General features: G+C 72.9%; 26 protein-coding genes. 19 read left to right on the top strand and 7 right to left on the bottom strand.

Annotated features, from left to right (window positions below; translation table 11 throughout):
- Positions 1–85 precede the first annotated feature (85 nt).
- The 4 genes from DEI95_RS04710 to DEI95_RS04695 are packed head-to-tail and all read left to right on the top strand — an operon-like array spanning position 86 to position 3,828.
- Positions 86–733, top strand: coding sequence for an ABC transporter permease (locus DEI95_RS04710; RefSeq protein WP_110824355.1), 648 nt, complete (start codon positions 86–88; stop codon positions 731–733).
- On the top strand, positions 720–2,045 hold the full coding sequence (locus DEI95_RS04705; RefSeq protein ID WP_110889355.1) for an ABC transporter ATP-binding protein: 1,326 nt from the start codon (positions 720–722) through the stop codon (positions 2,043–2,045). Before DEI95_RS04710 ends, DEI95_RS04705 begins: the two co-directional genes overlap by 14 nt.
- Positions 2,042–2,806: an ABC transporter permease gene (locus DEI95_RS04700; RefSeq protein WP_110824353.1), complete on the top strand. Its 765-nt coding sequence runs from the start codon at positions 2,042–2,044 to the stop codon at positions 2,804–2,806. Before DEI95_RS04705 ends, DEI95_RS04700 begins: the two co-directional genes overlap by 4 nt.
- A complete protein-coding gene (locus DEI95_RS04695) occupies positions 2,803–3,828 on the top strand; it encodes a glycine betaine ABC transporter substrate-binding protein (protein WP_110889353.1) in 1,026 nt (341 codons plus the stop codon). Before DEI95_RS04700 ends, DEI95_RS04695 begins: the two co-directional genes overlap by 4 nt.
- Before the next feature lie 63 nt (positions 3,829–3,891).
- Here DEI95_RS04695 and DEI95_RS04690 read toward each other — a convergent pair whose 3' ends face one another.
- Complete coding sequence (locus tag DEI95_RS04690; protein WP_111059518.1) at positions 3,892–4,167, bottom strand: hypothetical protein; 276 nt, start codon at positions 4,165–4,167, stop codon at positions 3,892–3,894.
- A 102-nt stretch (positions 4,168–4,269) separates the two neighbouring features.
- On the opposite strand from DEI95_RS04690, the gene DEI95_RS04685 reads away from it, so the two are divergent.
- The 3 genes from DEI95_RS04685 to DEI95_RS04675 are packed head-to-tail and all read left to right on the top strand — an operon-like array spanning position 4,270 to position 6,879.
- Positions 4,270–4,941: a hypothetical protein gene (locus tag DEI95_RS04685; protein ID WP_111059517.1), complete on the top strand. Its 672-nt coding sequence runs from the start codon at positions 4,270–4,272 to the stop codon at positions 4,939–4,941.
- Positions 4,942–4,988: 47 nt separating this feature from the next.
- Positions 4,989–6,434, top strand: coding sequence for an NAD(P)/FAD-dependent oxidoreductase (locus tag DEI95_RS04680; protein WP_111059516.1), 1,446 nt, complete (start codon positions 4,989–4,991; stop codon positions 6,432–6,434).
- A gap of 1 nt (position 6,435) precedes the next feature.
- On the top strand, positions 6,436–6,879 hold the full coding sequence (locus DEI95_RS04675) for an SRPBCC family protein (RefSeq protein ID WP_110824348.1): 444 nt from the start codon (positions 6,436–6,438) through the stop codon (positions 6,877–6,879).
- Positions 6,880–7,000: 121 nt separating this feature from the next.
- On the opposite strand, the gene DEI95_RS04670 is transcribed toward DEI95_RS04675, so the two are convergent.
- A complete protein-coding gene (locus tag DEI95_RS04670) occupies positions 7,001–7,819 on the bottom strand; it encodes a shikimate 5-dehydrogenase (protein ID WP_111059515.1) in 819 nt (272 codons plus the stop codon).
- A 90-nt stretch (positions 7,820–7,909) separates the two neighbouring features.
- On the opposite strand from DEI95_RS04670, the gene DEI95_RS04665 reads away from it, so the two are divergent.
- From DEI95_RS04665 to DEI95_RS04650, 4 genes are all read left to right on the top strand, one after another.
- Positions 7,910–8,848 (top strand): NADP-dependent oxidoreductase, encoded by a 939-nt coding sequence (locus DEI95_RS04665; RefSeq protein ID WP_110824346.1) that lies wholly within the window; start codon positions 7,910–7,912, stop codon positions 8,846–8,848.
- Between the two features lie 105 nt (positions 8,849–8,953).
- Positions 8,954–9,148, top strand: coding sequence for a PspC domain-containing protein (locus tag DEI95_RS04660; RefSeq protein WP_110824345.1), 195 nt, complete (start codon positions 8,954–8,956; stop codon positions 9,146–9,148).
- A gap of 74 nt (positions 9,149–9,222) precedes the next feature.
- Complete coding sequence (locus tag DEI95_RS04655; protein ID WP_111059514.1) at positions 9,223–10,620, top strand: L-serine ammonia-lyase; 1,398 nt, start codon at positions 9,223–9,225, stop codon at positions 10,618–10,620.
- Positions 10,621–10,750: 130 nt separating this feature from the next.
- Positions 10,751–13,096 carry a S8 family serine peptidase gene (locus DEI95_RS04650; protein WP_111059513.1) on the top strand — a complete coding sequence of 782 codons (2,346 nt, stop codon included), beginning with the start codon at positions 10,751–10,753 and terminating at the stop codon, positions 13,094–13,096.
- A gap of 66 nt (positions 13,097–13,162) precedes the next feature.
- Here DEI95_RS04650 and DEI95_RS04645 read toward each other — a convergent pair whose 3' ends face one another.
- Genes DEI95_RS04645 through DEI95_RS04625 form a run of 5 tightly spaced genes read right to left on the bottom strand, consistent with a single transcriptional unit; the run spans position 13,163 to position 17,949 of the window.
- A complete protein-coding gene (locus DEI95_RS04645) occupies positions 13,163–13,999 on the bottom strand; it encodes a class II fructose-bisphosphate aldolase (RefSeq protein WP_111059512.1) in 837 nt (278 codons plus the stop codon).
- Complete coding sequence (locus DEI95_RS04640; protein ID WP_111059511.1) at positions 13,996–14,976, bottom strand: 1-phosphofructokinase family hexose kinase; 981 nt, start codon at positions 14,974–14,976, stop codon at positions 13,996–13,998. The genes DEI95_RS04645 and DEI95_RS04640 overlap by 4 nt, the downstream gene beginning before the upstream one ends.
- A complete protein-coding gene (gene nagA, locus DEI95_RS04635) occupies positions 14,973–16,097 on the bottom strand; it encodes an N-acetylglucosamine-6-phosphate deacetylase (protein WP_111059510.1) in 1,125 nt (374 codons plus the stop codon). Before nagA ends, DEI95_RS04640 begins: the two co-directional genes overlap by 4 nt.
- Entirely contained in the window at positions 16,094–17,071 is a 978-nt protein-coding gene (locus DEI95_RS04630; RefSeq protein ID WP_110824339.1) for an ROK family protein, read from the bottom strand. Before DEI95_RS04630 ends, nagA begins: the two co-directional genes overlap by 4 nt.
- Positions 17,071–17,949 (bottom strand): SIS domain-containing protein, encoded by an 879-nt coding sequence (locus DEI95_RS04625; protein WP_110889342.1) that lies wholly within the window; start codon positions 17,947–17,949, stop codon positions 17,071–17,073. Before DEI95_RS04625 ends, DEI95_RS04630 begins: the two co-directional genes overlap by 1 nt.
- 131 nt (positions 17,950–18,080) lie before the next feature.
- On the opposite strand from DEI95_RS04625, the gene DEI95_RS04620 reads away from it, so the two are divergent.
- The 8 genes from DEI95_RS04620 to DEI95_RS04585 all read left to right on the top strand — a co-directional run bounded on the left by DEI95_RS04620 (position 18,081) and on the right by DEI95_RS04585 (position 26,273).
- Positions 18,081–18,869, top strand: a complete 789-nt coding sequence (locus tag DEI95_RS04620; protein WP_110824337.1) for a DeoR/GlpR family DNA-binding transcription regulator — start codon at positions 18,081–18,083, stop codon at positions 18,867–18,869.
- A 155-nt stretch (positions 18,870–19,024) separates the two neighbouring features.
- Positions 19,025–20,266 carry a Gfo/Idh/MocA family protein gene (locus DEI95_RS04615; protein WP_110889341.1) on the top strand — a complete coding sequence of 414 codons (1,242 nt, stop codon included), beginning with the start codon at positions 19,025–19,027 and terminating at the stop codon, positions 20,264–20,266.
- Complete coding sequence (locus DEI95_RS04610) at positions 20,263–21,579, top strand: sugar ABC transporter substrate-binding protein (RefSeq protein WP_111059509.1); 1,317 nt, start codon at positions 20,263–20,265, stop codon at positions 21,577–21,579. The genes DEI95_RS04615 and DEI95_RS04610 overlap by 4 nt, the downstream gene beginning before the upstream one ends.
- Before the next feature lie 121 nt (positions 21,580–21,700).
- Positions 21,701–22,660 (top strand): carbohydrate ABC transporter permease, encoded by a 960-nt coding sequence (locus tag DEI95_RS04605; RefSeq protein WP_110824334.1) that lies wholly within the window; start codon positions 21,701–21,703, stop codon positions 22,658–22,660.
- Positions 22,657–23,565, top strand: coding sequence for a carbohydrate ABC transporter permease (locus DEI95_RS04600; protein WP_181436192.1), 909 nt, complete (start codon positions 22,657–22,659; stop codon positions 23,563–23,565). Before DEI95_RS04605 ends, DEI95_RS04600 begins: the two co-directional genes overlap by 4 nt.
- Positions 23,562–24,350 (top strand): hypothetical protein, encoded by a 789-nt coding sequence (locus DEI95_RS04595; RefSeq protein ID WP_111059508.1) that lies wholly within the window; start codon positions 23,562–23,564, stop codon positions 24,348–24,350. The genes DEI95_RS04600 and DEI95_RS04595 overlap by 4 nt, the downstream gene beginning before the upstream one ends.
- Entirely contained in the window at positions 24,347–24,541 is a 195-nt protein-coding gene (locus DEI95_RS04590; RefSeq protein WP_110824332.1) for a multidrug transporter, read from the top strand. The genes DEI95_RS04595 and DEI95_RS04590 overlap by 4 nt, the downstream gene beginning before the upstream one ends.
- 49 nt (positions 24,542–24,590) lie before the next feature.
- Positions 24,591–26,273 (top strand): bifunctional 3'-5' exonuclease/DNA polymerase, encoded by a 1,683-nt coding sequence (locus DEI95_RS04585; protein ID WP_111059507.1) that lies wholly within the window; start codon positions 24,591–24,593, stop codon positions 26,271–26,273.
- Positions 26,274–26,312: the final 39 nt, after the last annotated feature.

Below are 26,312 nucleotides of genomic sequence, written 5' to 3'. Positions count from 1 at the left end.
TTCGACGTCCACGACCTGCGTAGCTTGGGGCAGTCCGTACCCCGTTCCGTGGGGCGGACAGCCGACCGGAGGGAGCGGAGAACCGGTGTTCCAGTACATCGCCGAGCGATGGGACCAGATCTGGTTCTCGTCCTGGCAGCACTTCTCGCTGGTGGTCCAGTGCGTCGTGCTCGCGACCGTCATCGCCGTGGTCCTCGCGGCGCTCGTCTACCGGATCCCCGGTCTGCGGTCCGCCGCGAACGAGGTGTCCACGATCGGGCTGACCCTGCCCTCCTTCGCCGTCATCGGCCTGCTGCTCGTGCCGCTCGGGTTCGGCGTCGTGCCGTCCGTCGTCACCGTGACGTTCTTCGCCGCGCTGCCGATCCTCCGGAACGCGGTCGTCGGGCTCAACGAGATCCCGCCGGCCGTCGTCGAGTCGGCCCGCGGCATCGGGATGAGCCGCTTCCGCACCCTCGTGCAGGTCGAACTGCCGATGGCGTGGCCGATCATCCTCACCGGCGTGCGGGTCTCCGCGCAGATGGTGATGGGCGTCGCCGCCGTGGCCGCGTACGCGCTCGGCCCGGGACTCGGCAGCTTCATCTTCTCCGGGCTCTCCCGTCTCGGCGGCGCGAACTCCCTCAACTCCGTGATCGTCGGGACCGTGGGCGTCGTGCTGCTCGCCCTGGTCCTCGACCTCCTGCTCCTCGGCCTCGGCCGCCTGACCACCTCGAGAGGTATCCGTGTCCAGCACTGACTCCCCGACCACCGCGCCCGACACCGACGTCACCGGCCGGAGCATCCTGCTCGACCAGGTCACGAAGCGGTACCCGGGCCAGGCGAAGCCCGCGGTCGACGGCATCACGCTCGAGATCCCGGCCGGCAAGATCGTCATGCTCGTCGGCCCCTCCGGCTGCGGCAAGACGACCACGCTGAAGATGATCAACCGCCTCATCGAGCCGACCGAGGGCCGCATCGTCGTCGGCGACGACGACGTGACGAAGATCGACGGCGACGAGCTGCGCCGCCGGATGGGCTACGTCATCCAGGCCGGCGGGCTGTTCCCGCACATGACCGTCGCGGCGAACATCGCCGTCGTGCCGAAGATGCTCGGCTGGTCGAAGGAGAAGATCGCCGCCCGCGTCGACGAGCTCCTCGACCTCGTCTCGCTCGACCCGGACACCTACCGCGACCGCTACCCGCGGGAGCTCTCCGGCGGTCAGCAGCAGCGCGTCGGCGTCGCCCGTGCGCTCGCCGCGGACCCGCCCGTCCTGCTCATGGACGAGCCCTTCGGCGCCGTCGACCCGATCACCCGGCAGCGCCTGCAGGACGAGCTCATCCGCATCCAGGCCGAACTGCACAAGACGATCGTCATCGTCACGCACGACTTCGACGAGGCCGTGAAGCTCGGCGACTGGATCGTCGTGTTCTCCGAAGGCGCGCACATCGTGCAGTACGACTCCCCGGAGCGCATCCTCGCCGAGCCCGCGAACGAGTTCGTGGAGAACTTCATCGGGTCGGGTGCCGGGCTCAAGCAGCTCACGCTCACCCGTGTCCGCGAGGTCGGGCTGGCCGACGCCGTGACGTGCTCGCCGGGCGAGCAGGCCGAGGCCGTCCTGCAGCGCATGCGCGAGGCCGGCGGCCACGGGCACGCCGTGGTCGTCGACCGGCGGCAGCGGCCGATCGGGTGGCCGTCGCGCCGCCAGCTCGAGCGCCTCGACCGGATCCCGGAGGGCATCGAGGCGGACCTGCCCGTCGTCTCCGAGGCGTCCACCCTGAACGACGCGCTCGACACCATGCTCGTCTCGAGCGCCGGGGCCGCGCTCGTGACCGGTCGCCGGGACGCCTTCCAGGGCGTCATCACGGTCGAGACGGTCATGGACGCGATCACCCGTACCCGCGCCGCGGCCGCCGAGGACCAGGCGTACACCCCGGTCGGGACGAACACGAACCCCCTCCAGGCGATGCCGAGCAGCGCGGCCGCCGACCTCGGGGACGAGCCCGCCGGGTCCGCCGACGACTCGTTCGACGCGGACTCCGTCCCGTCCGACGGCCGGGACGACCGGTGAGCGACGTCGTCACCGCGTCCCCGGCGACCGGGGAGCGGACGAGCTGGCGCGGGCTGGTCATCCAGCCGGTCGTGATCCTCGTCGTCCTCGCCGCGTTCGCGGTCTGGCTCGCCAACGCGGACCTGACCGCGACCGAGCGCAGTACCCTCAACCCCTCCGGGCTGCTCGACCTGGCCTGGCAGCACGTCCTGCTGACCGTCGTGTCGACCGTCATCGTGCTCGTCGTCGCCATCCCGCTCGGCGTCGCGCTGACCCGCGGACCGCTGCGCAAGGCGAGCGGGGCGATCCTGGCGGTCGCGAACTTCGGTCAGGCCGCCCCCGCCGTCGGGCTCGTCGTGCTCCTGGCCTTCTGGCTCGGGTTCACGTTCTGGGCCGCCGTCGTCGCGCTCGTCCTCTACGCGATCCTGCCCGTGCTGCGGAACACGATCATCGGCATCGAGAGCGTCGACGCCCGACTCGTCGAGGCTGGCCGGGGCATGGGCATGAGCGCGGCTTCCGTCCTGCTCAAGGTCGAACTGCCGCTCGCCGTGCCCGTCATGCTCGCCGGCATCCGCACCGCGCTCGTGCTCCTGGTCGGCTCGGCCGCCCTCGCGACGTTCATCGGTGCCGGTGGCCTCGGGCTGCTCATCACCACGGGCGTGAACCTGTTCCTGCCGAAGGTGCTCGTCTCCGGCGCGCTCCTCATCGCCCTGCTCGCCCTGTCCATCGACTGGCTCGGCCGCATCGTCGAGACGTTCGCCCGACCGAAGGGACTCCGATGACCCGCACGGCACGCACCCGCAGCCCGCGACCCCGCCGCCTGCTGACCGCCGCCGCCCTGGCGGGCGTCACCACGAGCCTCCTGGCCGGCTGCGGACTGCAGCCCGCCGCGTCCTTCGTCCCGGCGGCGGCGCCGGGCACGATCGAGCGGATCGACAGCCTGCCCGAGGACGCCCCGCTCACGGTCACGTCGAAGAACTTCACCGAGCAGCTCGTCCTCGGGAAGATCGCGGTCCTCGCCGCCTCGGCAGCCGGCTTCGACGTCACCGACGAGACGAACGTGCCCGGGTCGGTCGCCGTCCGGCAGCTCATGACCTCGCACGACGCCGACATGACGTACGAGTACACCGGCACCGCGTGGCTGACCTTCATGGCCCACAAGGAGGGCATCCCGGACAAGACCGAGCAGTGGCAGGCGGTCAAGGACGAGGACGCCGGCAACGGCCTCACCTGGCTCGCCCCGGCGCCGATGAACAACACCTACGCGTTCGCGGTGCGGGAGGAAGCGGTCGAGGACCTCGGCGGCATCACGAAGCTGTCGCAGATCGCGGAGCTGCCCGCCGACGAGCGCACGTTCTGCGTCGAGTCCGAGTTCAACTCCCGCGCGGACGGCTTCAAGCCGATGCTCGAGAAGTACGGCCTCGATCTCGGTGGCTCCGGCGACAGCGCGGTGGCGAAGGACGCGGTCGACATCCTCGACACCGGAACCGTCTACACGGCGACCGACCGCGGCACGTGCAACTTCGGCGAGGTCTTCACCACCGACGGCCGCATCAAGTCCCTCGGGCTGAGCGTCCTCGAGGACGACCGCGGGTTCTTCCCGGCGTACAACGTCGCCCCGGTGCTGTCGACCTCGACGCTGGAGGAGTACCCGCAGCTCGAGGGCGTCTTCGACCAGATCTCGCCGGAGCTCACCGACGCGGTGCTCCAGGAACTCAACCGCCAGGTGGACGTCGAGGGACGTGAGCCCGCCGACGTCGCGTTCGAGTGGATGGTGAAGAAGGGCTTCATCACGGAGCCCTGAGGTCGCGAGGTCGCGATGACGGACGGGAGGCGCGGTGCCAGCAGGCACCGCGCCTCCCGTCCGTCACGACCCCTGGACGACCGACTGCCAGGTGGCGAGGACACCCAGCCCGAGCCCGAAGACGAACAGCAGGATCCAGAAGGCCAGCGCGACGAGGTTCAGCAGGATCCCCCACCCGGCACGGCCGCGGGCGGCGCGTTCCCGACCGCGGGACGCGATGCCGAGGCAGAGCCCGACGACGGGGGCGACGAACGTCCAGCCCGCGAGCAGTGAGCAGATGCCGAGCACCAGGCTCGCGGTGCCGAGGTCGGTGCGCTGGGAGTCGTCCGTGATGACCATGCCCTCGACGGTACGGGCGGGGCGGACCAGTGGCGTCCCTCCAGACGGTGATCCGTGTCCGTCTCCGGGCGGACCGTCGTCCGTCGCCGGTATCGTCGTCGCATGGCACTGTTCGGACGACGCAAGCCCGACGTGCGCGACCGACCCGTCAGCCAGGTCGAACTGAAGCGCGCCGTGGACGAGGGCTTCCTCATCGCGAAGGCCGCCGTCACCGTGGCCGTGGCGAACCGCATCATCACGAACGCCCTACGCGACCAGGGGTACTTCGACCACGCCCTCATCGCCGACGCCGCCCGCCAGGAACTGCACCGGATGGCCGAGGAGCAGCGTGCCGACGCCGAGCGGATGCGGACGATCCGGGTCCGGTCGAGCAAGCAGGGAGGCCGCTCGCAGCACCAGCACGACTACCGCCGCGGCGACGACCTGAAGCTCCGGACGCGCGAGGCCACCTACGAGGAACTCGCCGAGCGGCTCGACGCCCGGCGTGACGACCAGTACTTCGTCGACGGCATCGTGCTGGCCGCCCGGGCCCGGGCCTGGGACGACATCGGCACCACGGTCGTCGGACGACTCGGGTGGGCGCAGCGGCCGGCCGACGACTACGAGATCGGGCGGGAGGAGCGCGTGCAACAGCTCCTCGACGAGGACTTCGCGGCCCTGGTCGCCGAGCACCCGGTGGGCACGGGCCGGCCGGTGGGCGACGACGACCCGACGGACGTGGACGGGTCGGACGACGGCACGGACCCGGCCGAGGCGGACACCACCACGAGCTGACCGGGTGCCGGTACCACGTCCAGCCGCCGCTCCGTAGGCTCACCCGCATGGTTGATGCGGTGGTCGTCGGAGCCGGACCGAACGGGCTGGCCGCGGCGGTGACCCTCGCCCGCGCCGGGCTCAGCGTCGAGGTGGTCGAGCGGAACGACACCATCGGCGGTGGTGCCCGGACGAAGGAACTGACCCTCCCGGGCTACCTGCACGACGTCTGCTCGGCCGTGCACCCCATGGCGCTGCAGTCCGAGTTCTTCCGGGCCTTCGGCATGGAGCAGCGGATCGAGCTCCGCCTGCCCGAGGTGCAGTTCGGCCACCCCCTGGACGGTGGCCGGGCCGGCATCGCGTACCAGGACCTCGACCGGACCGCCGACGCCCTGGGCCTCGACGGCCGCGCCTACCGGCAGCTCATGGCCCCGCTCGTGCGGAACGCCGACCAGGTGTCCGACTTCGCCACCGACGCCCTGCTGCACGTGCCACGACACCCGGTGACCGTCGCCCGCTTCGGACTCCGTGCGCTCGAGCAGGGGACCCGCGCGTGGAACGCACGCTTCCGCGACGAGGTCGCCCCGGCGATGATCAGCGGCGTCGCGGCGCACTCCATCCAGCACATGCCGTCGCTCGCCACGGCCGCCGCGGCACTCTCGCTCGGCGTCTACGCCCACGCCCGCGGGTGGCCGGTGCCCATCGGCGGGAGCCAGGCGATCGTCGACGCGCTCGCCGCGGACCTCGTCGCGCACGGCGGCACGATCGAGACCGGTCGCGAAGTGCACGCGCTCGGGGACCTGACCCCGGCCAAGGCGGTGTTCTTCGACACGAGCGTCCCCACCATGCTCGCCATCGCCGGGGACCAGCTGCCGACACCGAAGCGCGGGGCCCTGCGTCGGTTCCGGTTCGGCAACGCAGCGGCCAAGGTCGACTTCGCACTGTCCGAGCCGGTGCCGTGGACGAACCGGGAGCTCCGACGCGCCGGCACCGTGCACATCGGCGGCACGCGTGCCGAGATCGCCGAGGCCGAGGCGCAGGTCGCCCGCGGGCAGGACCCCGATCGCCCGTACGTCCTCGGCTCCGAACCGACCGTCGTCGACCCGGGCCGGGCACCGGAGGGCGGTCACGTCTTCTGGGCGTACGCGCACGTCCCGGCCGGCTCGACCGTCGACCACCAGGAATCCGTCATCCGCCAGATCGAGCGCTTCGCCCCGGGCTTCCGGGACACCATCGTGGCGACGAACAGCCGGACCGCGGCGGACATGGCGCAGTACAACCCGAACTACGCCGGCGGCGACATCGCCTCCGGTGCCGCGAGCTTCTGGCAGCTGGTCAAGCGTCCCGTGCTCTCGAGCGACCCGTGGCGGATGGGCGGCGGCATGTACCTGGCCTCGCAGTCCGCGGCTCCCGGGCCCGGGGTGCACGGCATGGCAGGCTGGCACGCGGCGAAGAGCGCCCTCCGGCACACCTACGGGCTGCCGGCGGACGTCGACCTGGCACCGAGGAGCTGACATGGCGAAGAACGTCCGGATCATCCACTGCACCCCCGAAGAGGTCTTCGACGTCCTCCGCGACGGCTGGCTCTACCCGACGTGGGTGGTCGGCGCGTCCCGGATGCGCGGCGAGGACCCGGGGTGGCCCGCGGTCGGCACGGAGATCCACCACTCGTTCGGCGTCTGGCCGTTCGTCATCAACGACACGACGACCGTCCTCGAGTACGACGAGCCACGTCACATGGTGATCCAGGCGCGGGGCTGGCCGGTCGGTGAGGCGCGTGTCGAGGTCGACGTCGAGCCGCACCCGCGCGGCTGCCGTGTGACGATCCGCGAGAACCCGGTGAAGGGCCCCGGGTCGCTCGTCCCGGGCTTCATCGCGCAGCCCGGCATCTGGTTCCGGAACCACGAGACCGCCCGCCGACTCGGCTGGGTCGCCGCGGGGCGCGCGCGCAGCCACTGACGCTGCCGAGCACCGGGACGCCCCCGTCCGCGTGCGACGCCGCGGCCTGCGCGAGACGCCGCCGGATCCGGCGGCGTCTCGGCGAGGCGACGGCGTCTCGCGGCGACGGGGGCGCCTTGCGCTACTCCTCCCGCGAGAACGCGCTCGCGCGGGCGACCTGGTCGGCCGTCAGCGCGACGCCCGTGTACCGCTCGAACTGCCGGGCGGCCTGCAGCGCGATGACCTCGGCGCCCGTGATGACGTGTGCACCGGCCTCCCGACCGGCCCGGACGAGCGGCGTCTCGGCGGGGAACGCGACGACGTCGAAGACCGTGTGCGCGGCGGTGATGCGTTCCGGCGTGAACGACAGCGTCGCCTCGTCGTCGCCGCGCATGCCGAGCGGCGTGACGTTGACGAGCAGGTCGGCGTCGGCGGCGCCGTCCTCGTCCGCGACCCAGGCGTAGCCGTACTGGTCGGCGAGGGCACTGCCGGTCGCCTCGTTGCGGGCGACGACGGTCAGGCACTCGAACCCGGCACCACGGAACGCCGCGGTGACGGCCTTCGCCATCCCGCCCGAGCCGCGCAGCAGGACCCGTGCGGAACGGTCGACGCCGTGCGAGTCGAGCAACGACGCGACGGCCTCGTAGTCGGTGTTCGACGCGGTGAGGACGCCCCCGTCGTTGACGATCGTGTTGACGGAGCGGATGGCGCGGGCAGACTCCTCGAGTTCGTCGACGAGGGGGATCACGTCCTCCTTGAACGGCATCGACACCGAGCAGCCGCGGATGCCGAGCGCCCGGATCCCCGCGACGGCGCCGGGCAGGTCCGTCGTGGTGAACGCCTTGTAGACGAAGTCGAGGCCGAGCTCGTCGTAGAGGAAGTTGTGGAAGCGGGTGCCGATGTTGCTCGGACGGGCGGCGAGCGAGATGCACAGCTGCATGTCCTTGTGGAGGATGGGCATGGCGCCAGTGTCCCACGACACCGCCGATGGAGCGGTCCACGTGGTGTCGCTCCGGGCGCGGGACAGCGTGCTGGCGTACCGTGACGCGGGATGACTGCTCTCCCTGACACCATGCGCGCCGTCCGCTTCGACGAGTGGGGCGACCGTTCGGTCCTGCACGTGGCCGAGGTCCCCGTCCCCGAGGTCGCCCCCGGGCGGGTCCTCGTGAAGGTCCGTGCCGCCGGCGTCAACCCCGGCGAGACCGCGATCCGCCAGGGCCTCGTCGACGACCACGACCCCGAACGGCTGCCGTCCGGGCAGGGCACCGACCTCGCCGGCACCGTCGCCGCGATCGGCCTCGACGTCGACGGGTTCGAGGAGGGCGACGAGGTCCTCGGGTGGTCGTGGGAGCGTTCGAGCCAGGCGGAGTACGTCTCCGTCCCCGCCGGGCAGCTCGTCCCGAAGCCCCGCTTGCTCTCGTGGGAGGCAGCCGGTGGCCTCGACGTGATCGCCACCACCGCCGCGGCGGCCGTCCGCGCCGTCGACCCGCGGCCCGGCGAGACCGTCGTCGTTTCCGGTGCCGCCGGGGGCGTGGGCGGGTTCGTCACGCAGCTGCTCACCAACGAGGGCGTCGACGTCATCGCGATCGCCTCCGAGGCGAACCACGAGTGGCTGCGCGAGAAGAAGGCCCGCCCGGTCGCGTACGGCGACGGCCTCGAGGACCGGATCCGCGGACTCGCCACCAACGGCATCGACGCGCTCATCGACACGTTCGGCCCGGAGTACGTGCACCTCGGCATCACGCTCGGGATCCCCGCTGACCGCATCGAGACCGTCATCGCGTTCGACGCCGCGGCCGAGGTGGGCGCGAAGGCGTCCGGCAGCGCGGACACCGCCGACCCGGAGATCCTGTCGGCACTCGCGAACATGGTCGCCGACGGGTCGATCGAGGTCCCGATCGCCGCGACCTTCCCGCTCGACGCGGTGCAGGACGCCTACGCCCAGCTCGAGGAGCGGCACACCCGCGGCAAGATCGTCCTGCTCCCCTAGGGCGACGGCCGGGAGGCCCGTGCAGCGCGGGTGGGGTTGCCCCCACCCAGCAGCGGGGTGCCGGCCGGGTGCCGCCGTGCAGCGGGACACCGTAGCGTCGGGGACATGACGAACACACTCCACCGTCCCCGCTCCGGTCGCCTGCTCGCCGGGGTCTGCGCCGGCATCGCCGACCGCTTCGGCTGGTCCCGCACCGCCGTCCGCGTGCTCTGGGTCCTGCTGAGCCTGTTCCCCGGGCCGCTCTGGATCGCCTACGTGGTGCTCTGGATCGTGATGCCGACCGAGGGGAAGCGCCGCTGACCTCCCCGGGGTCGCCCGCACGGGGCCGGCTCCGGAGCCCGGCCGTCCCGTCCGGACGGCGTAGGCTCGTCGTCGTGCCGGTCTCCGTCTTCGAGCTGTTCAGCATCGGTGTCGGCCCGTCGAGCTCCCACACCGTGGGACCGATGCGCGCCGCCGCCGACTTCGCCGCGCGGACGGCGGACGGACCGGTCGAGTCCATCCGCGTCGACCTCTACGGCTCGCTCGCCTCGACCGGTCACGGACACGGCACGCTCGGCGCCGTCGCGGTCGGGCTCATGGGGCACCGCCCGGAGGACATCGACCCCGACGTGATGACGGCCGCGCTCGCCGCCCTCGAGTCCACCGGACGCCTGACGCTGGCGAGCGGGACCGTCGTGCCGTTCCGGCTCGCCGACGTCGTGCTGCACCCGCTGACGATGCTGCCGCGGCATCCGAACGCGATGCGCCTCCGGACGTTCGACGCGACCGGGACCGAGACCGCCGTCGAGACGTACTACTCGATCGGCGGTGGGTTCATCGCCCGCGACGGGGACGAGGAGCCGGGCGAGGACGTCGCCGGCACCGCGATCCCGGTCGAGACGGACGCGGTGCCGTACCCGTTCTCCAGCGGAGCCGAGCTGCTGTCCGCCTGCGCGACCACGGGCCTCCCGGTCAGCGGTGTGGCGCTCGCCAACGAGACGGCGCACCGCAGCGAGGACGATGTCCGTGCCGGGCTCCTGCGCATCCACGCCGTGATGGAGGACTGCGTCGAGCGCAGCGTCCGACGCACCGGCACGCTGCCCGGCGGGCTCGAGGTCCGCCGTCGTGCGGCCGACTGGTACGAGCAGCTCACGCGTGACGACCCGGACCACGACCCGCTCTTCGCGATGGAGTGGGTGAACCTCACGGCGATGGCGGTCAACGAGGAGAACGCCTCGGGCGGCCGCGTCGTCACCGCGCCGACGAACGGTGCCGCCGGGATCATCCCCGCGGTGCTCGCCTACGCCCTGACCTACGTCGGACCGGTCGCACGCGGGTCCCGGGCGGAACGCGACGACGCCGTCGTGCGGTTCCTGCTCACCGCCGGTGCGATCGGCTCGATCTACAAGGAGCGCGCCTCCATCTCCGGCGCCGAGGTCGGCTGCCAGGGCGAGGTCGGTTCCGCGGCGTCGATGGCGGCGGCCGGGCTCGCCGAGGTCCTGGGCGGGACCCCCGAGCAGGTGGAGAACGCGGCCGAGATCGCCATGGAGCACAACCTCGGGCTGACGTGCGACCCGATCGGCGGCCTCGTGCAAATCCCCTGCATCGAGCGCAACGCCATCGCCGCGAACAAGGCCGTGAACGCCGCCCGGATGGCGCTGCGCGGCGACGGGGTGCACCACGTCTCGCTCGACCAGGTCGTCGAGACGATGCGGCAGACCGGTGCCGACATGTCGACGAAGTACAAGGAGACCGCGATGGGTGGTCTCGCGGTGAACGTCCCGCTCTGCTGAACCGCGGCCGCAGCCCCCGGAACTGGGGCTGCGGCGGTCGTGCCGCCCCGCGTTAGCGTGCAGCGTCCGTCACCGCTCGGACCGACGGTCAGGGACGGCCGTCGTCGCCGACCTCCGGAAGCGATCGCTCATGTCACCCCGCACGCCGACCCTCCTCGCCACCGCCGTCGTGGTGGCGCTCGCCGTCACCGGCACGGGGCTCCCCGCGCAGGCGCTGCCCGCCGCCACCGCTCCTGCGGCCGCCACCGCGACCACCGCTCCTGCTGCCGGCACCGCTGTGCCCGCTCCCGCGACCGGTGGCGTGCCCGCCCCGGCCGACGCCACCGTCGGCGCGACACCCGGCGACACCGCGGTCGACCTGACGCTCGTGCTCCGGCCGGTCGACCCGGCCGCCCTCACCGCGCTCCCCGGGGCGACCACCGGGGACACCGCCGACCAGCGCGCGGACGCCGTGGCGGCGGTTGCACCGGTCGAGGACGCCCGGTCGCGCGCTCGGACCGTGCTGACCGACGCCGGTTTCACGGTGACCGACCCGGACACGTGGGAGGTCGAGGCGCACGGCACCGCAGCCCAGGCGGAGGCCCTGTTCGGCGTCGACCTGGTCGGCACCGGCGACGGCATGCACCCGACCGCCGAACCGACCCTGCCACAGTCCTTCGGCGGGAGCGTCGTCGCCGTGCTCGGGCTCGACGTGCGCCCGGCGCTGGCGCACGCGGCCGTCCCCGCCGGGTACGCCCCTGCCGACCTGGCGAGCGCGTACCGGTCCTCGGGGTCGGCCACGGCGGGCGCCGGCGCGACGGTCGCGACCGTGCAGTTCTCCGGCTGGGACCGCAACGACCTGAGCGCCTACGCCGCGGCGACCGGACGGAAGCTCCCCGCACTCGACCAGATCGCGGTCGACGGCGCCGACCCGCACCGGGGCGACGGGTACCAGGGCGAGACCGAGGTCGCGCTCGACCAGCAGGCGCTGCTCGCCGTCGCGCCGGGCGCCCGTCAGCGGGTGTACGTCACGCCGAACTCGTTCCAGGGCAGCTACGACGCCTACAGCCGCATCGCCGACGACGTCCGCACCGCCGGCATCACCGCGGTCAGCATCTCGTGGGGCAGCTGTGAGACACAGACCCCGGCCGGGGCACGGGCGGCGCTCGACGCGGCGCTGTCGCGGATCGTCGCAGCCGGCGCCACGGTCTTCGCCGCCACCGGTGACGACGGCGCCCGCTGCCCGACCGGCCCGAGGACGACCATCCGCGACGTCTCGTACCCGGCGTCCTCGCCGGCGGTCGTGGCCGTGGGCGGCACGTCGCTCAGCAGGACGAAGGCCGGGTGGACCGAGTCCGGGTGGTCGAACTCCCTCGGCGCGGGCGGCGGTGGCACGTCGTCGGCCTACGCCCGGCCCGCGTGGCAGACCGGCACCGGCATCACCGGCACGAAGCGCATGCTGCCCGACGTCGCCGCGCTCGCCGACCCGGCGAAGGGTCCGGCGGTGTACATGTCGACGGCGCACGGCTTCGTGCTCGGCGGCGGCACGAGCCTGGCGTCCCCGGTGCTGGCCGGACAGCTCGCCGTCGCGCTGACCGCACGTGGGTGTGCCGTCGGCGTGGGCGACGTGCACCAGGCGCTGTACGCGAACCCGACCGCGTTCCGCGACGTCGTCACCGGCAGCAACGGCACCGCGCCCGCTACCCGGGGCTGGGACGCGGCGACCGGGCTCGGCTCGCCGAAGTGGTCCGCCCTCGGACGGCTCCTCCCGACCGCGGCGGACTGCACGCGGCCGACCACCACCGCGGCCGCGGCGGGAGCGGGCGCCACGGCCGTGACCTCGGGGACCCGGACCATGCCGTCCGGGACGTCGATCCACTCGCCGAACGGCCAGTACTGGCTCGACGTGCAGGCGGACGGCTCGCTGGTCGAGTGGGGCAACGGCCGCCGGCTCTGGCAGAGCAGCGGGCGTGCCGCGGGTGCCGGTCTGCGGCTCGGCACCACCGGGCGGCTCGCCGTCGTGGCGCCGTCCGGTGCGGTCCTCTGGTCCACGTCCGCACGGACCACCTCCGGCGGCGCACGTCTGACGGTGACCGACGCCGGCGACGTCCGCGTGACCGCACGGGACGGTGCCGTGCTGTGGCACAACCGGGCCCCCGGTGCGGACCGGCTCGTCCCCGGGGCCACGCTCGTCCCGGGTCAGTCGCTGCGGGACGCCTCCGGCGGCCGGCGGCTCACCATGCGCTTCGACGGGGACCTGGTGATCGGCTCCGGCAACCGGGTGCTGTCCCGGCGGTCCGGCGGTGGCGCGGGGGCGTCCCTCCTGCTGCTGCCGAGCGGCGACCTGGTGCTCGCGAGTCCGTTCGGCCAGACGCGGTGGTCCACCGGCACGGCGGAGCGCGGGGGAGCCGGCATGGTCCTGCGGATGCAGTCGGACGGCAACCTGGTGCTCCGGAAGGGCACGACGGTGGTCTGGGCGAGCCGCACCCGGGGCTGAGCGGACCGGACCGCTCGACGTGCTCCGCGTGACCGACGGCGGGTCCGCCGGTGGTGCTCCTCCGGCTCAGCCGGCCAGGAGCGCGAGCAGCCGGGCGGTCTCGGCGGCGACGGCGTCCCGACCCGCGGCGACGTAGCGGCGCGGGTCGACGAGGTCCGGCCGGTCGTCGAGGACGTCCCGCAGCGCCCGGGTGAACAGGCCGTTCAGGTGCGTGGAGATGTTGATCTTCGTCATGCCCGCGTGGACGGCACCGCGGAGCTCGTCATCCGACAGGCCCGACGAACCGTGCAGGACGAGCGGCACCGGGACGGAGGCCCGCAGCCGGCCGACCAGGTCCCGGTCGACGGACGCTTCACGGGTCTGCATCGCGTGGGAGGTGCCGACGGCCACCGCCAGGGCGTCGACACCGGTCGCCGCGACGAACGCGGCGGCGTCGTCCGGGTCGGTGCGGACGCCGGGTGCGTGGACACCGTCCTTACCACCGACCTCGCCGAGTTCGGCCTCGATCGCGATCCCGGCGGTGTGGCACGCGTCGGCGAGCTCCCGGGTCGCGGCGAGGTTGGCGTCGTAGTCGAGGTGCGAGCCGTCGTACATGACCGAGTCGACGCCGAGGTCGATGCCGGCGTGGACGAGTGCGCGGTCCTCGACGTGGTCGAGGTGCACCAGGACCGCCACGTCGGCGGATCGTGCAATCGCCTGGGTCGCGGTGACGATCGGCGTCACCCCACCGTGGTAGCGGATGCAGTTCTCGCTGATCTGCAGGACGACCGGCAGTCCGGCCTGCTCGGCACCGGAAACGATGGCCTCGGCGTGCTCGAGGAGGACGACGTTGAAGGCGCCGACGCCCCGGCGGGCGGTGCGGGCGGTGTCGAGGAGGCCGGTGAGGGCGAGGGCGGTGGTCATGTGGTGCTCCCGGTTCGGTCGAGCTGGGTCAGGAATCGGTCGACGGCGTCGAGGTCGACCTCGCCCGCGACGGGACGCAGGACCGCGGCGGCGCCGTACGCCGCGGCGGAACGCAGGGCGTGGCGGACGACGTCGTGCCCGAGGGGGTCGTGCCCGAGGAGGTCCGAGCGCGGGGCGCCCGACGTGGTGCGGCTGCCGGAGGCGGTGAGGGCGAGGACGAGCCCCGCCGTCGCGGCGTCGCCCGCGCCGGTCGGGTTGCCGTGGACGTCGGGGACGGCCGGGACGGTGACGACTCCGGTGAGCGTGTGCGCACTGATGCCCGCGGCACCCGCGGAGACGACGACCATCCCGGCTCCGCGTGCGAGCAGGTCGAGGGCGCCGGTCCGTTCGTCCCGGGCGCCGGTGGCGTCGAGGAGCTCGTCGCGGTTCGGCTTGCAGATCGACGCCCCGGCGGACGCGGCCTCGAGCAGCGCCGGACCCGACAGGTCGGCCACGACGAGCACCCCGGCGTCGACCGCGTCGCGCACCCAGGCGCGCACCACGTCGGGGTCGGTGCCGCGCGGGAGGGACCCGGACACGACGAACGCGGACGCCGTGGCCCAGCTGCGGCGGAGTGCGACGCCCACCGCGGCCCATTCGTTCGCCGTGACCGCGGGTCCGGGTTCGCCGTACATCGTCGGGTGCACGAGGTCGTCGACGACCGTGACCGTGGTGCGCGTGTCCCCGGCGACCGGCACCGCGGTGACCGCGAGTCCGTCGCGCTGCAGGGCCGCGGCGGTCCAGGCGCCGGTGGTCCCGCCGAGCGGCAGGACCGATGTCGTCGCCACGCCGGCGGCGTCGAGCACCCGCGCCACGTTGACGCCCTTCCCGCCCGGTCGGCGGGCGACGTCGAGCACGCGCTGGGTGACGCCCACGGACTGTTCGGCGACGCGGTAGGTCACGTCGACCGCCGGGTTCGGGGTGAGGACGACGATCACGCGGGGACCTCCAGGACGACGGGACGGCCGGCGGGGTCGATGACGACCAGGTCGGCCGCAGCACCGACGGTGAGTGGTGGACGCAGGCCGAGCACGGCGGACGCCCGGACGGACGAGGCGACCACGGCCTCCCGGACGTGGCCGGGACGGTCGCTGTCGGGACGAGCGGCGAGGACCCGGGCGACGGCGTCGCCGACGGTGATGGTGCTGCCGGCCAGCGAGGACCGGTCGGCGAGCATCGCGACACCGCCCTCGACGACCACGTCGGACCCGGCGATCCGGTACGCCCCGTCCGCGCAGCCGGTGGCGGCCATCGCGTCCGAGACGAAGACCATGCGGTCACCGGCGGCGCGGCGGACCAGGTCGACGGCGACCGGGTCCAGGTGGTGGCCGTCGACGATGCACTCCACGGTCAGCCGCTCGTCCGCCAGGGCGACCCCGACCAGACCGGGCTCACGGTGGTGCAGCGGGGGCATGCCGTTGAAGAGGTGGGTGACCAGGGTCGCGCCGGCGTCGGCCGCTCGCTGCACCTGCTCCGTGTCGGCGTCGGTGTGCCCGATCGCGGCGACGACCCCGGCGTTGACCAGTCGGCGGATCGCGTCGATCGCGCCGGGGAGTTCGGGTGCGAGCGTGACGACCCGGAGGGCCGCGCCGCCGGCGTCGACCAGGAGGTCGACCTCGCCGGCGGTCGGCGCGTGCAGCAGGGACACCGCGTGCGCGCCGCGTCGAGCGGGCGACAGCCACGGCCCCTCCAGGTGCAGCCCGGCGAGGGTCCCGTCGGCGACGAGCGGTCGGAGGCGGCGGAGCGCGGCGACCGTGTCCGGGACGGTCCCGGTCGCGATCGAGGCGACGAGGTGCGCGGTCCCGAGTCCGGCGTGGTGCGCGGCGGCGGCGCGGGCCTCGTCGGCCGAGCACGAGGCGAAGTCGTGACCGAGGGCGCCGTGCGCATGGAGGTCGACGAACCCCGGGACGACGGTGCCGGGTGCCTCGAGCACGCGGTCGGACGTCGGCGCCGGGCCGCTCCCGACCGCGGTGACACGACCCCCCGTCACCGCGATCCAGCCGTCGACCAGGTCGGCCTCGGCGGTGACCACCCGTGGCGCGCGGACGAGCGTCGTCACGCCGACACCGCCGTGGGCCCGTCGTCGTGCTGCTGCGAGCGGTCGTCGTCCCGCCGGTGGCGGGTCGGCAGGTCTCGTTCCAGCAGCTCCTCGGCGAGGAGGCCCGCACCGATCGCGCCAGCTGCGTCGCCGTGCCGTGCACCGACGACGGCCGGGACCCTGACGCCCACCAACCGGTCCGTCAGCGCCGCGGTGAGCGGGTCGAGCAGGAGCGGGCCGGACTGCGCGAGTCCACCGCCGATGACCAGCGTGTGACAGCCCGCGACGGCCGTCAGCCAGGCCAGCGCGTCCGTGAGCACGTCGACGCAGTCGTCCCACACCTGCCGGGCACGGAGCTCGCCGTCGCGGACGCGGAGCATCGCCGCGTGCGCGGTCGGTACGCCGCACCGGCGGGCGACGGCACCGGCCGAGGCGACCTCCTCGACCCGGAGGCCGGCGAGCGGCCCGTGGGGGATGCGGACCTGGCCGATCTCGCCGGCCCAGCCGTCACCGCTGACGACCCGGCCGTCGACGACCAGGGCGCTCGCGAGCCCGGTGCCGACCGGGACGAACGCGACCGTGCCGCGGTCGAGTCCCCCGGCCCGCACCTCCGCGAGTGCCCCGGCGCGGACGTCGTGGCCGAACGCGAGCGGGACGTCGGTGCCCGACGCCCGGAGCGCCGCGGCCACCCGCTGGCGCACGGGCACGTCCTGCCAGCCGAGGTTCACCGACAGCACCGAGCGGCCGGCGGCCTCGTCGACCACTCCGGGGACGACCAGGCCGACGGCGCCGAGGCCCGTGCCGTGCTGTCGGGCGACCGAACCGGCGCGCACGGCGAGCTCGGCCACGACGACGGCGAGGGCATCGGCAGCGGGGTCGTCGCGGGGAGTCGGGACACGCTGCTCGTCGAGCACCAGTCCGTCGTCCGCGGTCAGTCGGGCCTTGATGCCCGTGCCGCCGACGTCGACTCCGAGCACCGCCCCGCGCGCGGTCATCAGGTGAGGATGACCGAACGGGTCAGCGATCGCGGGTGGTCCGGGTCGAGCCCGCGGCGCTCCGCGAGGGCGACGGCGAACCGGTGGACGACGACGAGTCCGGCGAGCGGGTCGAGGTCGTGGTGCACGAGGCGGGCACCGGTGGCGGCGACCTCGTCGGCGAGACCGTCCGGCACGGCGCCGAGGGACCAGACCAGGCGACCGGGCTGTGCGATCGCGATCGGGCCGTGGCGGTAGTCCATCGCCGGGTACGACTCGGCCCAGAACTGTGCGGCCTCACGCGTCTTCAGGGCAGCCTCGGACGTCAGGCCCACCGCGGCGCCACGGCCGACGAACGTCACCTGCTCGGCGTCGAGCAGGTCGTCGATCGGCAGGGTGAGCGCGGTCTCGGCCTGGTCGGCGAGGCCCTCGACGTCGTCGCCGAGGGAGGCGCGGAGCAGCGCGAGCGCCGTGGTCGCGAAGCGGGTCTGCACCACGGAGCGCTCGTCGGCGAACGGCAGCGCGACGACGGCGTCCGCGTCCGCCGCAGCGGGGCTGTCCGGTACGGCCGTGATCAGCACGGTGCGCTGCTCCGGCAGGGCACGGAGCAGGTCGATGATCTCGGTGGTCGTGCCCGAGCGCGAGATGGTGACGACGCGGTCGTACTGCCGGTCGACGGGGTACTCGGAGCCGGCGAACGCGTCGGTCTGTCCGAGGCCCGCTGATTCGCGGGCGACGGCGTAGCTCATCGCGATGAACCAGCTCGTGCCGCAGCCGATGACGGCGACGCGCTCACCCGGCTGGGGCAGGACGTCGATGAACGAGGGCAGCAGGGCCGCGGCGGAGCGCCAGGAGTCCGGCTGCGATGCCAGCTCGGCGCCCACGAAGGTGTCGGACATGGTGTCCTTCCGGTCGGACCGATCCGTGTGATCGGATACCGGCCAGCATGACGATCGATCGTGCTCGATGCAAGTGCAAAACGTCATTTCCGATCACGCGACCGGTGGAGACGCGCCCGTAGGATGACGCCATGACCCCGCAGCAGAGGCTCAACGCCCTCCTCGAGCTGGTGAGTGACCGTGGCAACGTCTCGATCACCGAGATCGGGGACGAGCTCGGGATCTCCGCCGCCACCGCCCGCCGCGACCTCGCCACGCTTGCCGACCAGCGCCTCGTCACCCGGACGCACGGGGGCGCCGCTGCCCTCGGCGCCGGGTACGAGCTCCCGCTGCAGTACAAGATCGCCCGCCAGGCCGAGGCGAAGACGGCGATCGCCCGGGCGACCGCAGCCCTCGTGGCCCCCGGCGACACGGTCGGGCTGAACGGCGGGACCACGACGACCGAGGTGGCGCGGGAACTGGGCAAGAGCGAGCGCTTCATCCGCGCCGACGGCGAGTACGGCATCACGATCGTCACCAACGCCCTGAACATCGGGTACGAGCTGTCGGTCCGCGCCAACGTCAAGATCGTCGTGACCGGTGGAGTCGCCCGTCGGCAGTCCTACGAGCTGATCGGGCCGCTGGTCCGGGACACGCTCGACGAGTTCGCGCTGGACGTGGTCGTGCTCGGCGTGGACGGGCTGACGGGGCAGTACGGCGCCACGACCATGCACGAGGGGGAGGCCGAGGTCAGCCGGCACTTCGCCTCGGTGGGTCGTCGGGTGATCGTGGTCGCCGACTCGACGAAGATCGAGCGGTCCACCTTCGCCCGCATCTGCCCGCTCGACCGCATCGACGTCCTGGTCACGGACCGTGGCGTCCCGGCGTCGTTCGCCACGGACCTGGCCGCCGCCGGCACGGAGCTCGTGGTCGCGGACTGACCCGCTGACCCGTCCCGCGCCTCCGGACGGAGGGCGGGAACGTTACCGGCGTGTAAAACCCCCGCATCGCGCTTCCGTGAGCGATCCATGAGCACATATTGTGCATTCATGATCGATTTGGCATCATGGCCGTCACAATCACGCAAGGGAGCGAGATGAGCACCACGAGCACCCGCACACTCCGAGTCGGCGTGGTCGGCATCGGCCAGCGGTCGTACATCGCGGACCACGTGGCCGCCGCCGGGCTCGACGCCGACGGGGTCGACGCCCGGATCGTGGCCGCCGCCGACGTCACCGAAGCCGGCCGGCAGCGCGCTGCCGAGGCCTGGCCGGACGCCACCGTCGTCGACGGACACCGCGCACTGATCGGGACCGACGGTGCCCCGAACGCCGTCGACGCCGCGATCGTCACCACCCCGGACTGGACCCACGCCGAGATCGCGATCGACCTGCTCCGGGCCGGCATCGCCGTCTACCTCGAGAAGCCCCTCGCCATCACGGTCGAGGACGCCGACGCCGTCCTCGACACCGCCGCCGAGACCGGCACCCCGCTCTACGTCGGCCACAACTTCCGGCACGCGGCCGTGGTGCGCCTGATGCTCGACGTGATCGCACGCGGTGAGATCGGCGAGGTCAAGGCCGTCTGGGTCCGCCACTTCGTCGGCAACGGCGGCGACTACTACTTCAAGGACTGGCACGCCGACCGCAGCCGGGTGAACTCGCTCCTGCTGCAGAAGGCCAGCCACGACCTCGACGTCGTGCACGCGCTCGCCGGCGCCTACACCAGCCGGGTCGTCGGCATGGGGTCACTCTCCGTCTACGGGGACGTCACCGACCGCCGGGACCGCAGCGGCGAACTCATGACCGACTGGTTCTCGTTCGACAACTGGCCGCCCGCCGAGCAGACCGGCCTGAACCCCGTCGTCGACGTCGAGGACGTGTCGATGGTCATGATGACGCTCGACAACGGCGTCCAGGCCAGCTACGAGCAGTGCCACTTCACGCCCGACTACTGGCGGAACTACACGGTCATCGGCACCCACGGGCGCCTCGAGAACATCGGCGACACCGGCGGCGGCGTGGTCAAGGTGTGGAACCACCGCCGGAACTGGGACGTGGCCGGGGACGTCGAGTACCCGATCGACGGCGTCGAGGACGGCCACGCCGACGCCGACCTGCTCACCGTGACCGAGTTCCTCCGTTCCCTGGCGTTCGGCGAGCCGACCACCCTGTCCCCGATCGCGGCGCGCGCCGCCGTCGCCGCCGGGGCACTCGCCACCCGCTCGCTCCGCAACGGCTCCGTCCCCATCGACGTGCCGCCCCTCCCCGACGCAACCCTCCGACACTTCGCGACCGCTCCCGACCGCGACGACGTCCCCGAAAGGACCACCCGATGACCGCTCCAACCGCCCGTCCGGGCCGCGGCCGCCGCCGCGCACTGCTCGGTCTCGCTGCCGCCGTCAGCGCCGTCGCGCTCCTCGCCGGATGCAGCAGCCAGTCCTCCGCCGGGTCCTCGGACTCCGGCTCCGGTGAGGTCGCGAAGGACACGAAGGCGAACCTGACGTACGCCGTCTGGGACCAGAACCAGGTGAAGGCCATCAAGGCGAACATCAAGGGGTTCAACGAGGAGTACCCCGACATCACGGTGAACGTCGACGTCACGCCGTACGCCAGCTACTTCACGAAGCTGCAGACGCAGGGCTCGAGCAACACGCTCCCCGACCTCTTCTGGATGAACGGCCCGAACTTCCAGCTGTACGCAGCGAACGGCAAGCTGGCCCCGATCACCGGCGAGGTGAAGTCCGGCGCGATCGACCCGGAGAACTACTCGCCAGCGCTCAACAAGCTCTACACGTACGACGGCACCCAGTACGGCGTCCCGAAGGACTTCGACACCATCGGCGTCTGGATGAACAAGGCCCTGTTCGAGAAGGCCGGCGTGGCCATGCCGTCGAAGGACTGGACCTGGGACGACTTCCAGGAGACCGGTGCCGAGCTCTCCGAGAAGCTGAAGTCGGACGGTGCGTACGGCGCCGCCGCGGGCATGGACGGGCAGACCACCTACTACGACACGATCTTCCAGGCCGGTGGCTCGGTCATCGACGGCGACGAGTCGGGGTACGACTCGAAGGCCACGCAGGAGGGCATCGGTTTCTGGACCGACCTGATCGCGTCCGGGGCCTCGCCCTCGATCAAGCAGCTGACCGACACCACGGCCGACCAGTGGTTCACCTCCGGCAAGGTCGCGATGTACCAGGGCGGCAGCTGGTTCCGCTCCGCGCTCATCGGATCCGACCTCGAGAAGGACGTCGTCGCCTACCCGCTGCCGAAGGGCAAGGAGCAGGCGACCGTCATCCACGGCGTCTCGAACGTCGTCGCGGAGGGCTCGAAGGAGAAGGCCGCCGCGCAGGCACTCCAGGCCTACCTGGCCAGCAAGCCCGCCCAGCAGCAGCAGGGCGACATGGGCGCCGTCATCCCCGCTTACACCGGCACGCAGGACGCCTTCACGAAGACCATGCCCGATGCCGACCTGCAGGTCTTCCTCGACGCGGTCGACTACGCCAAGCCGCTGCCGGTGTCGAAGAACACCGCCGCGTGGAACACCCTCGAGACGAACCTGCTGCCGAGTGCGTTCGACGGTTCCGAGCCCGTCGACCAGGTGACGAAGGAACTCGCCCAGCAGATGGACGCGGCACTCGCCGAGGAGTGACGACGAGCCGGTCGGTCGGGCCCCACGCCCGACCGGCCGGCACCCACACGTCCGCACCACCCGCAGCACCCAGCACCACCCGGACCACCCGATCCGACCGCCCTGGCCGAGGAGCGACCTGATGACGATCCACACCCAGCGACCCGATGCCGCGCAGGCGTCCCCGCCGCCCGAGACCCGCCCCGCCGACCCGTCGCGGCCGACGCGGGCCCCACGCAGCGACGGATTCTGGCCGTGGCTCTTCGTCCTGCCGCTGCTCATCGGCGTCGGCACCTTCTTCATCTGGCCGATCATCCAGACGTTCTACTACTCGTTCACGAGCTGGGGCGTGTTCGGCGGAGCGAGCTTCACCGGACTCGCGAACTACACGCGACTGCTGGCGGACCCGCAGCTCTACCAGTCGCTGGGCAACACGATCGTCTACACCGTGATCGTCCTGCTCGGCATCCCGATCGCGGTCTGGCTCGCGAGCCTGCTGAACACCCCCGGCCTGCGCTTCGCACAGTTCTACCGCGTGCTGTTCTTCCTGCCCTACGTCGCGATGCCGGCGGCGATCGCCCTGGTCTGGCGCATCATGTTCAACGGCGACTTCGGCATCGTGAACTCGTTCCTCGGCCTGTTCGGCATCGACGGCCCGTACTGGATCTCGACCCCGGGCTTCGCGCTCGTCGCCGTCTCGCTGGTCGGGCTGTGGTCGTCGCTCGGGTTCTCGATGATCATCCTGGGAGCCGGGCTCAAGGACATCCCGCCCGAGCTGTACGAAGCGGCCGAGCTCGACGGCGCCAGCCGGTGGCGGCAGTTCCGCTCGGTCACGGTGCCGCTCCTCAGCCCGAGCATCTTCTTCGTGCTCATCGTCACGACCATCTCGAGCTTCCAGCTGTTCGACCTGCTCTACGCGATCCTCGGCCCGCTGAACCCGGTGGTCCCGGAGACGATGTCCCTCGTCTTCTACTTCTACAACTCCGGGTTCGTCGACGGCGACAAGGGCTTCGCGGCGGCGATCGCGATGGTCATCTTCCTGCTCATCGGCATCATCACGGTCGTCCAGTTCCGTGTCCAGAAGAAGTGGGTGCAGTCATGACCGGCATCATCGAAGCGCACGGCAGCAAGCTCTCGGCGGCCGCCTCGGCCGCCAGCCGGAGCCGGGTCCGTGGCCAGGCAGGTCCCGGTCGCCGCGGCGGCAGCCACTGGTGGATCCACGTGGTGCTCGGGGTGGGTGGGTTCGTGATGGCGTTCCCGTTCCTCTGGCAGATCATCATGTCGCTGTCGACCAACGCGCAGGTGACCTCCCCGACGCCGGTGTTCTGGCCGGGTCAGCTGCAGTGGGACAACTTCGCGCAGGTGTTCGAGCGGCTGCCGTTCCTCAGCCAGCTCGGGACGTCGATCTGGGTGACGCTCATCCGGACCGTGGCGCAGATCGTCCTGTGCACGCTCGCCGGCTACGCCTTCGCGCGCATGCGGTTCCGGGGCCGTGGGCTGATCCTCGGGATCGTGCTGTCGATCCTGCTGGTGCCGTCGCAGGTCTACCTCATCTCGCAGTACCAGATCGTGCAGGGACTCGGCTGGCTCGACACCCTCGCCGGCATCGTCGCGCCGGGGCTGTTCAGCGCGTTCGGCACGTTCCTGATGCGGACCGCGTTCCTCAACATGCCCGCCGAGCTCGAGGAGGCTGCCCGGATGGACGGTGCGAACCCGTTCCAGACGTTCTGGCGCATCATGCTCCCCCTGGCGCGACCGTCCATGAGCGTGCTCGCGATCACCACCGTGCTCTGGTCGTGGAACGAACTGCTCTGGCCCCTCGTGGTGTCGACCCGTGCCGAGGCCATGCCCCTGGCCGCCGGGCTCGCGACGCTGTCGAGTGACCGGACCGTGAACTACCCGGTGCTGATGGCAGCGAGCCTGATGGCGATGGCGCCCGTGCTCATCATGTTCATCGTGCTGCAGCGCCGGGTGATCGACGGGCTCGCCTCCTCCGGTCTCAAGTGAGTCCGGCCGACGACGGACGGGAGGCCCGCCCCGACCCCGTCGCGCTCCTCACCGCCGCCGTCGGCTCGCCGGGGGAACCAGCGGGGCTGGCTCCGGCGCTCGAGGACGCCGTGGCCCACCTCGGCCCGACGCGCCGGGAGGCCGCCCTCCTCGGAGCCCTCCGTGCGGTGCTGCCGGTCACCGAGCAGTGGCTCGTCACCCACGGTTGCAGCCCGGAGGACGCCGCGGCGAGCGTCGCCGACGTCGACCGCAAGGTCGGCCGCTACGGGCTCGACGGCACGGGTCTCGACTGGCTCGTCCAGGTGGCGACCGGCCGCGTGGTGGCCGTGGGGCGCCTCCAGTTCGAGCGGACCGCCCGGCTGCCGGACGGGACGCCGGCGTGGGGGGTGCACGTGCCGGAGACGGGACCGCTCGACCCGGACGCATGCGACCGGTCGTTCGCGGCCGCGCCCACCGTGCTCCGGCGGCTCGACCCGGCGTCCACGGTCGACACGTTCGTGTGCTCGTCGTGGCTGCTCGACCCCGAGGTCGCTGCCGTCCTCGGCCCGTCGTCGAACACCGCGCGCTTCGCAGCCCGGTTCGCGCTGCTGCCGGGACCGGCCGATCCGCACGGGGCGGGTGACGTCTCCGTGGCGAAGTTCGTCTTCGGCACCGACCTGGCGTCCGCGCGTCGGGCGGTGCCCTCGGGTCGGCTCCAGCGTGCGGTCCAGGAGCGGTGGGCCGCTGGCGGGCACTGGTCCGAGCGCGCCGGGACCGCTCCGGTCGGCGTACCGTCGCCCGCATGAGCGCACCCGACCGAGACCACCTGGACGACGGCGTCGACATGACCTTCGAGGAGCGTCGGCACGACACGTTCCGCCGGATGTCCGGGTCCGACGAGCACGACGAGGCACCCCGCGTGGAGGTCGAGGAGACCGAGTCCGGCGACGTCCGCATCGACGTCGCCGACAGCGCTGCGGTCCGCCCGGGCGACTGAGCGCACCGCCCGGTGCGGGGCGGACGGTGGCGCACGGCAGAATCGACCCGTGCACCTCGTCCTCGCCGCCGCCGACGGCCGCGTCACCGCGACGCCGCTGACGGACGCGGGGCAGCCGGACGGCGAGCCGACACGGGTGGCCGAGTCGGACCTCCCGGCCTTCGTCGCCGCGACCGACGGACCGGGCGTCCGCTGGGTCTGGTCCGACACCGCGCGCTGGTACCCCGCGGTGCTCGCCGCCGGCGGGCGGGTCGCCCGCTGTGTCGACCTGCGTCTGGGACACCGGGTCCTCCGGACCGCCCTGGCGAGCCGCGGGTCCGCCCTCGCGCAGGCGCCGGAGAGCGGCTGGGACGCACCGGCCGTCGTGGAGGCCCGGCCAGCGCCGGCCACGCAGGCGTCGCTCTTCGACGACGACCTGTTCGCGCTCGCCCCGGCCGACGACCTCGACCCGGTCGCCGAGCTGCGGGCGCAGCTCGACGCCGTGGCCGGTTCGACCGAGCCGGGCGCGCTCCGACTGCTGCTGGCGGCCGAGTCCGCCGGCGCGCTCGTCGCGGCCGAGGTCAAGCACGCCGGCCTGCCCTGGCGGACGGACGTGCACGAGCGCCTGCTCGCCGACGCCCTCGGGCCACGGGTCCCGTACGGCGTCCGTCCGCGGAAGCTCGAGGACCTGACCGAGGTCCTGCGCGAGCGGCTCGACGACCCCGGCCTCAACCCGGACTCACCCGCGGACGTCCTGCGGTCCCTGCGGCGGGCCGGGCTCGTCGTGGAGAGCACCCGGAAGTGGGAGCTGCAGCACCTGGAGCACCCGGCGATCGAACCGCTGCTCGAGTACAAGCGGCTGTACCGGCTGCTCACCGCGAACGGCTGGACCTGGCTCGACGAGTGGGTGCGGGACGGCCGGTTCCACCCCGAGTACGTCGTCGGCGGGGTCGTCACCGGACGGTGGGCCGCGAACGGCGGCGGCGCCCTGCAGCTGCCGAAGCAGGTCCGGGCCGCCGTGGTCGCCGACCCCGGGTGGAAGCTCGTCGTCGCGGACGCAGCGCAGCTCGAACCGCGGGTCCTCGCCGCGATGTCCGGCGACACCGCCATGGCGGCCGCCGGCGACGGGCAGGACCTGTACGACGGGGTCGTGGCGTCCGGTGCCGTGCAGACCCGGCAGCAGGCCAAGATGGCGATGCTCGGGGCGATGTACGGCGCCACCCAGGGCGAGGGCGGCCGGTTCGTCCCGCGGCTCGCCCGGGCCTTCCCGCGTGCGCTCGACCTGGTCGAGCAGGCGGCCCGGGCCGGGGAACGCGGCGAGCCCGTGACGACGCGGCTCGGCAGGACCTCCCCGGTCCCCGACCCGTCCTGGTTCGAGGCGAGGAACCGCGCCTACTCGGTGGAGGGGTCGCCGGGCATGCAGCGGGCCGTCGAGTCGCGAGCCCGGAGCTGGGGCAGGTTCACCCGGAACTTCGTGGTGCAGGGGACGGCGGCGGAGTGGGCGCTCTCCTGGATGGGCGGCCTCCGCACCCGGCTCGCCACCAGGACGTCCGGGCCCGTCACCACCGGCGCACACATCGTGTTCTTCGTGCACGACGAGCTCGTCGTGCACGCTCCCGCCGCGGACGCCGAGTGGGTGGCCGAGCAGGTCCGCGCCGCCGCGGTCGACGCCGGGCGGATCATGTTCGGCGGGTTCCCGGTCACCTTCCCGCTGTCGGTGGCGGTCGTCGACGCCTACTCCGAGGCGAAGTAGCCGCACCGTCGGCCGGGCCTGCACAGCCACGGGAGTCCA

It is taken from the genome of Curtobacterium sp. MCBD17_008 (assembly GCF_003234475.1).
Lineage (GTDB): Bacteria > Actinomycetota > Actinomycetes > Actinomycetales > Microbacteriaceae > Curtobacterium.
The sequence above is the reverse complement of the archived record's forward strand: the minus strand, read 5'-3'. Positions and strand labels throughout refer to the sequence as shown.

Excerpts from the sequence above, each read along its gene's own strand:
- DEI95_RS04660 (WP_110824345.1), top strand. The coding sequence starts at position 8,954 with ATGACGAACACACTCCACCGTCCCCGCTCCGGTCGCCTGCTCGCCGGG.
- DEI95_RS04650 (WP_111059513.1), top strand. The coding sequence starts at position 10,751 with ATGTCACCCCGCACGCCGACCCTCCTCGCCACCGCCGTCGTGGTGGCG.
- DEI95_RS04665 (WP_110824346.1), top strand. The coding sequence starts at position 7,910 with ATGACTGCTCTCCCTGACACCATGCGCGCCGTCCGCTTCGACGAGTGG.
- DEI95_RS04630 (WP_110824339.1), bottom strand. The coding sequence starts at position 17,071 with ATGACCGCGCGCGGGGCGGTGCTCGGAGTCGACGTCGGCGGCACGGGC.
- DEI95_RS04670 (WP_111059515.1), bottom strand. The coding sequence starts at position 7,819 with ATGCCCATCCTCCACAAGGACATGCAGCTGTGCATCTCGCTCGCCGCC.
- DEI95_RS04685 (WP_111059517.1), top strand. The coding sequence starts at position 4,270 with ATGGCACTGTTCGGACGACGCAAGCCCGACGTGCGCGACCGACCCGTC.
- DEI95_RS04675 (WP_110824348.1), top strand. The coding sequence starts at position 6,436 with ATGGCGAAGAACGTCCGGATCATCCACTGCACCCCCGAAGAGGTCTTC.
- DEI95_RS04590 (WP_110824332.1), top strand. The coding sequence starts at position 24,347 with ATGAGCGCACCCGACCGAGACCACCTGGACGACGGCGTCGACATGACC.
- DEI95_RS04625 (WP_110889342.1), bottom strand. The coding sequence starts at position 17,949 with ATGTCCGACACCTTCGTGGGCGCCGAGCTGGCATCGCAGCCGGACTCC.
- DEI95_RS04620 (WP_110824337.1), top strand. The coding sequence starts at position 18,081 with ATGACCCCGCAGCAGAGGCTCAACGCCCTCCTCGAGCTGGTGAGTGAC.
- DEI95_RS04605 (WP_110824334.1), top strand. The coding sequence starts at position 21,701 with ATGACGATCCACACCCAGCGACCCGATGCCGCGCAGGCGTCCCCGCCG.
- DEI95_RS04680 (WP_111059516.1), top strand. The coding sequence starts at position 4,989 with ATGGTTGATGCGGTGGTCGTCGGAGCCGGACCGAACGGGCTGGCCGCG.
- DEI95_RS04615 (WP_110889341.1), top strand. The coding sequence starts at position 19,025 with ATGAGCACCACGAGCACCCGCACACTCCGAGTCGGCGTGGTCGGCATC.
- DEI95_RS04610 (WP_111059509.1), top strand. The coding sequence starts at position 20,263 with ATGACCGCTCCAACCGCCCGTCCGGGCCGCGGCCGCCGCCGCGCACTG.
- DEI95_RS04645 (WP_111059512.1), bottom strand. The coding sequence starts at position 13,999 with ATGACCACCGCCCTCGCCCTCACCGGCCTCCTCGACACCGCCCGCACC.
- DEI95_RS04690 (WP_111059518.1), bottom strand. The coding sequence starts at position 4,167 with ATGGTCATCACGGACGACTCCCAGCGCACCGACCTCGGCACCGCGAGC.
- DEI95_RS04600 (WP_181436192.1), top strand. The coding sequence starts at position 22,657 with ATGACCGGCATCATCGAAGCGCACGGCAGCAAGCTCTCGGCGGCCGCC.
- DEI95_RS04695 (WP_110889353.1), top strand. The coding sequence starts at position 2,803 with ATGACCCGCACGGCACGCACCCGCAGCCCGCGACCCCGCCGCCTGCTG.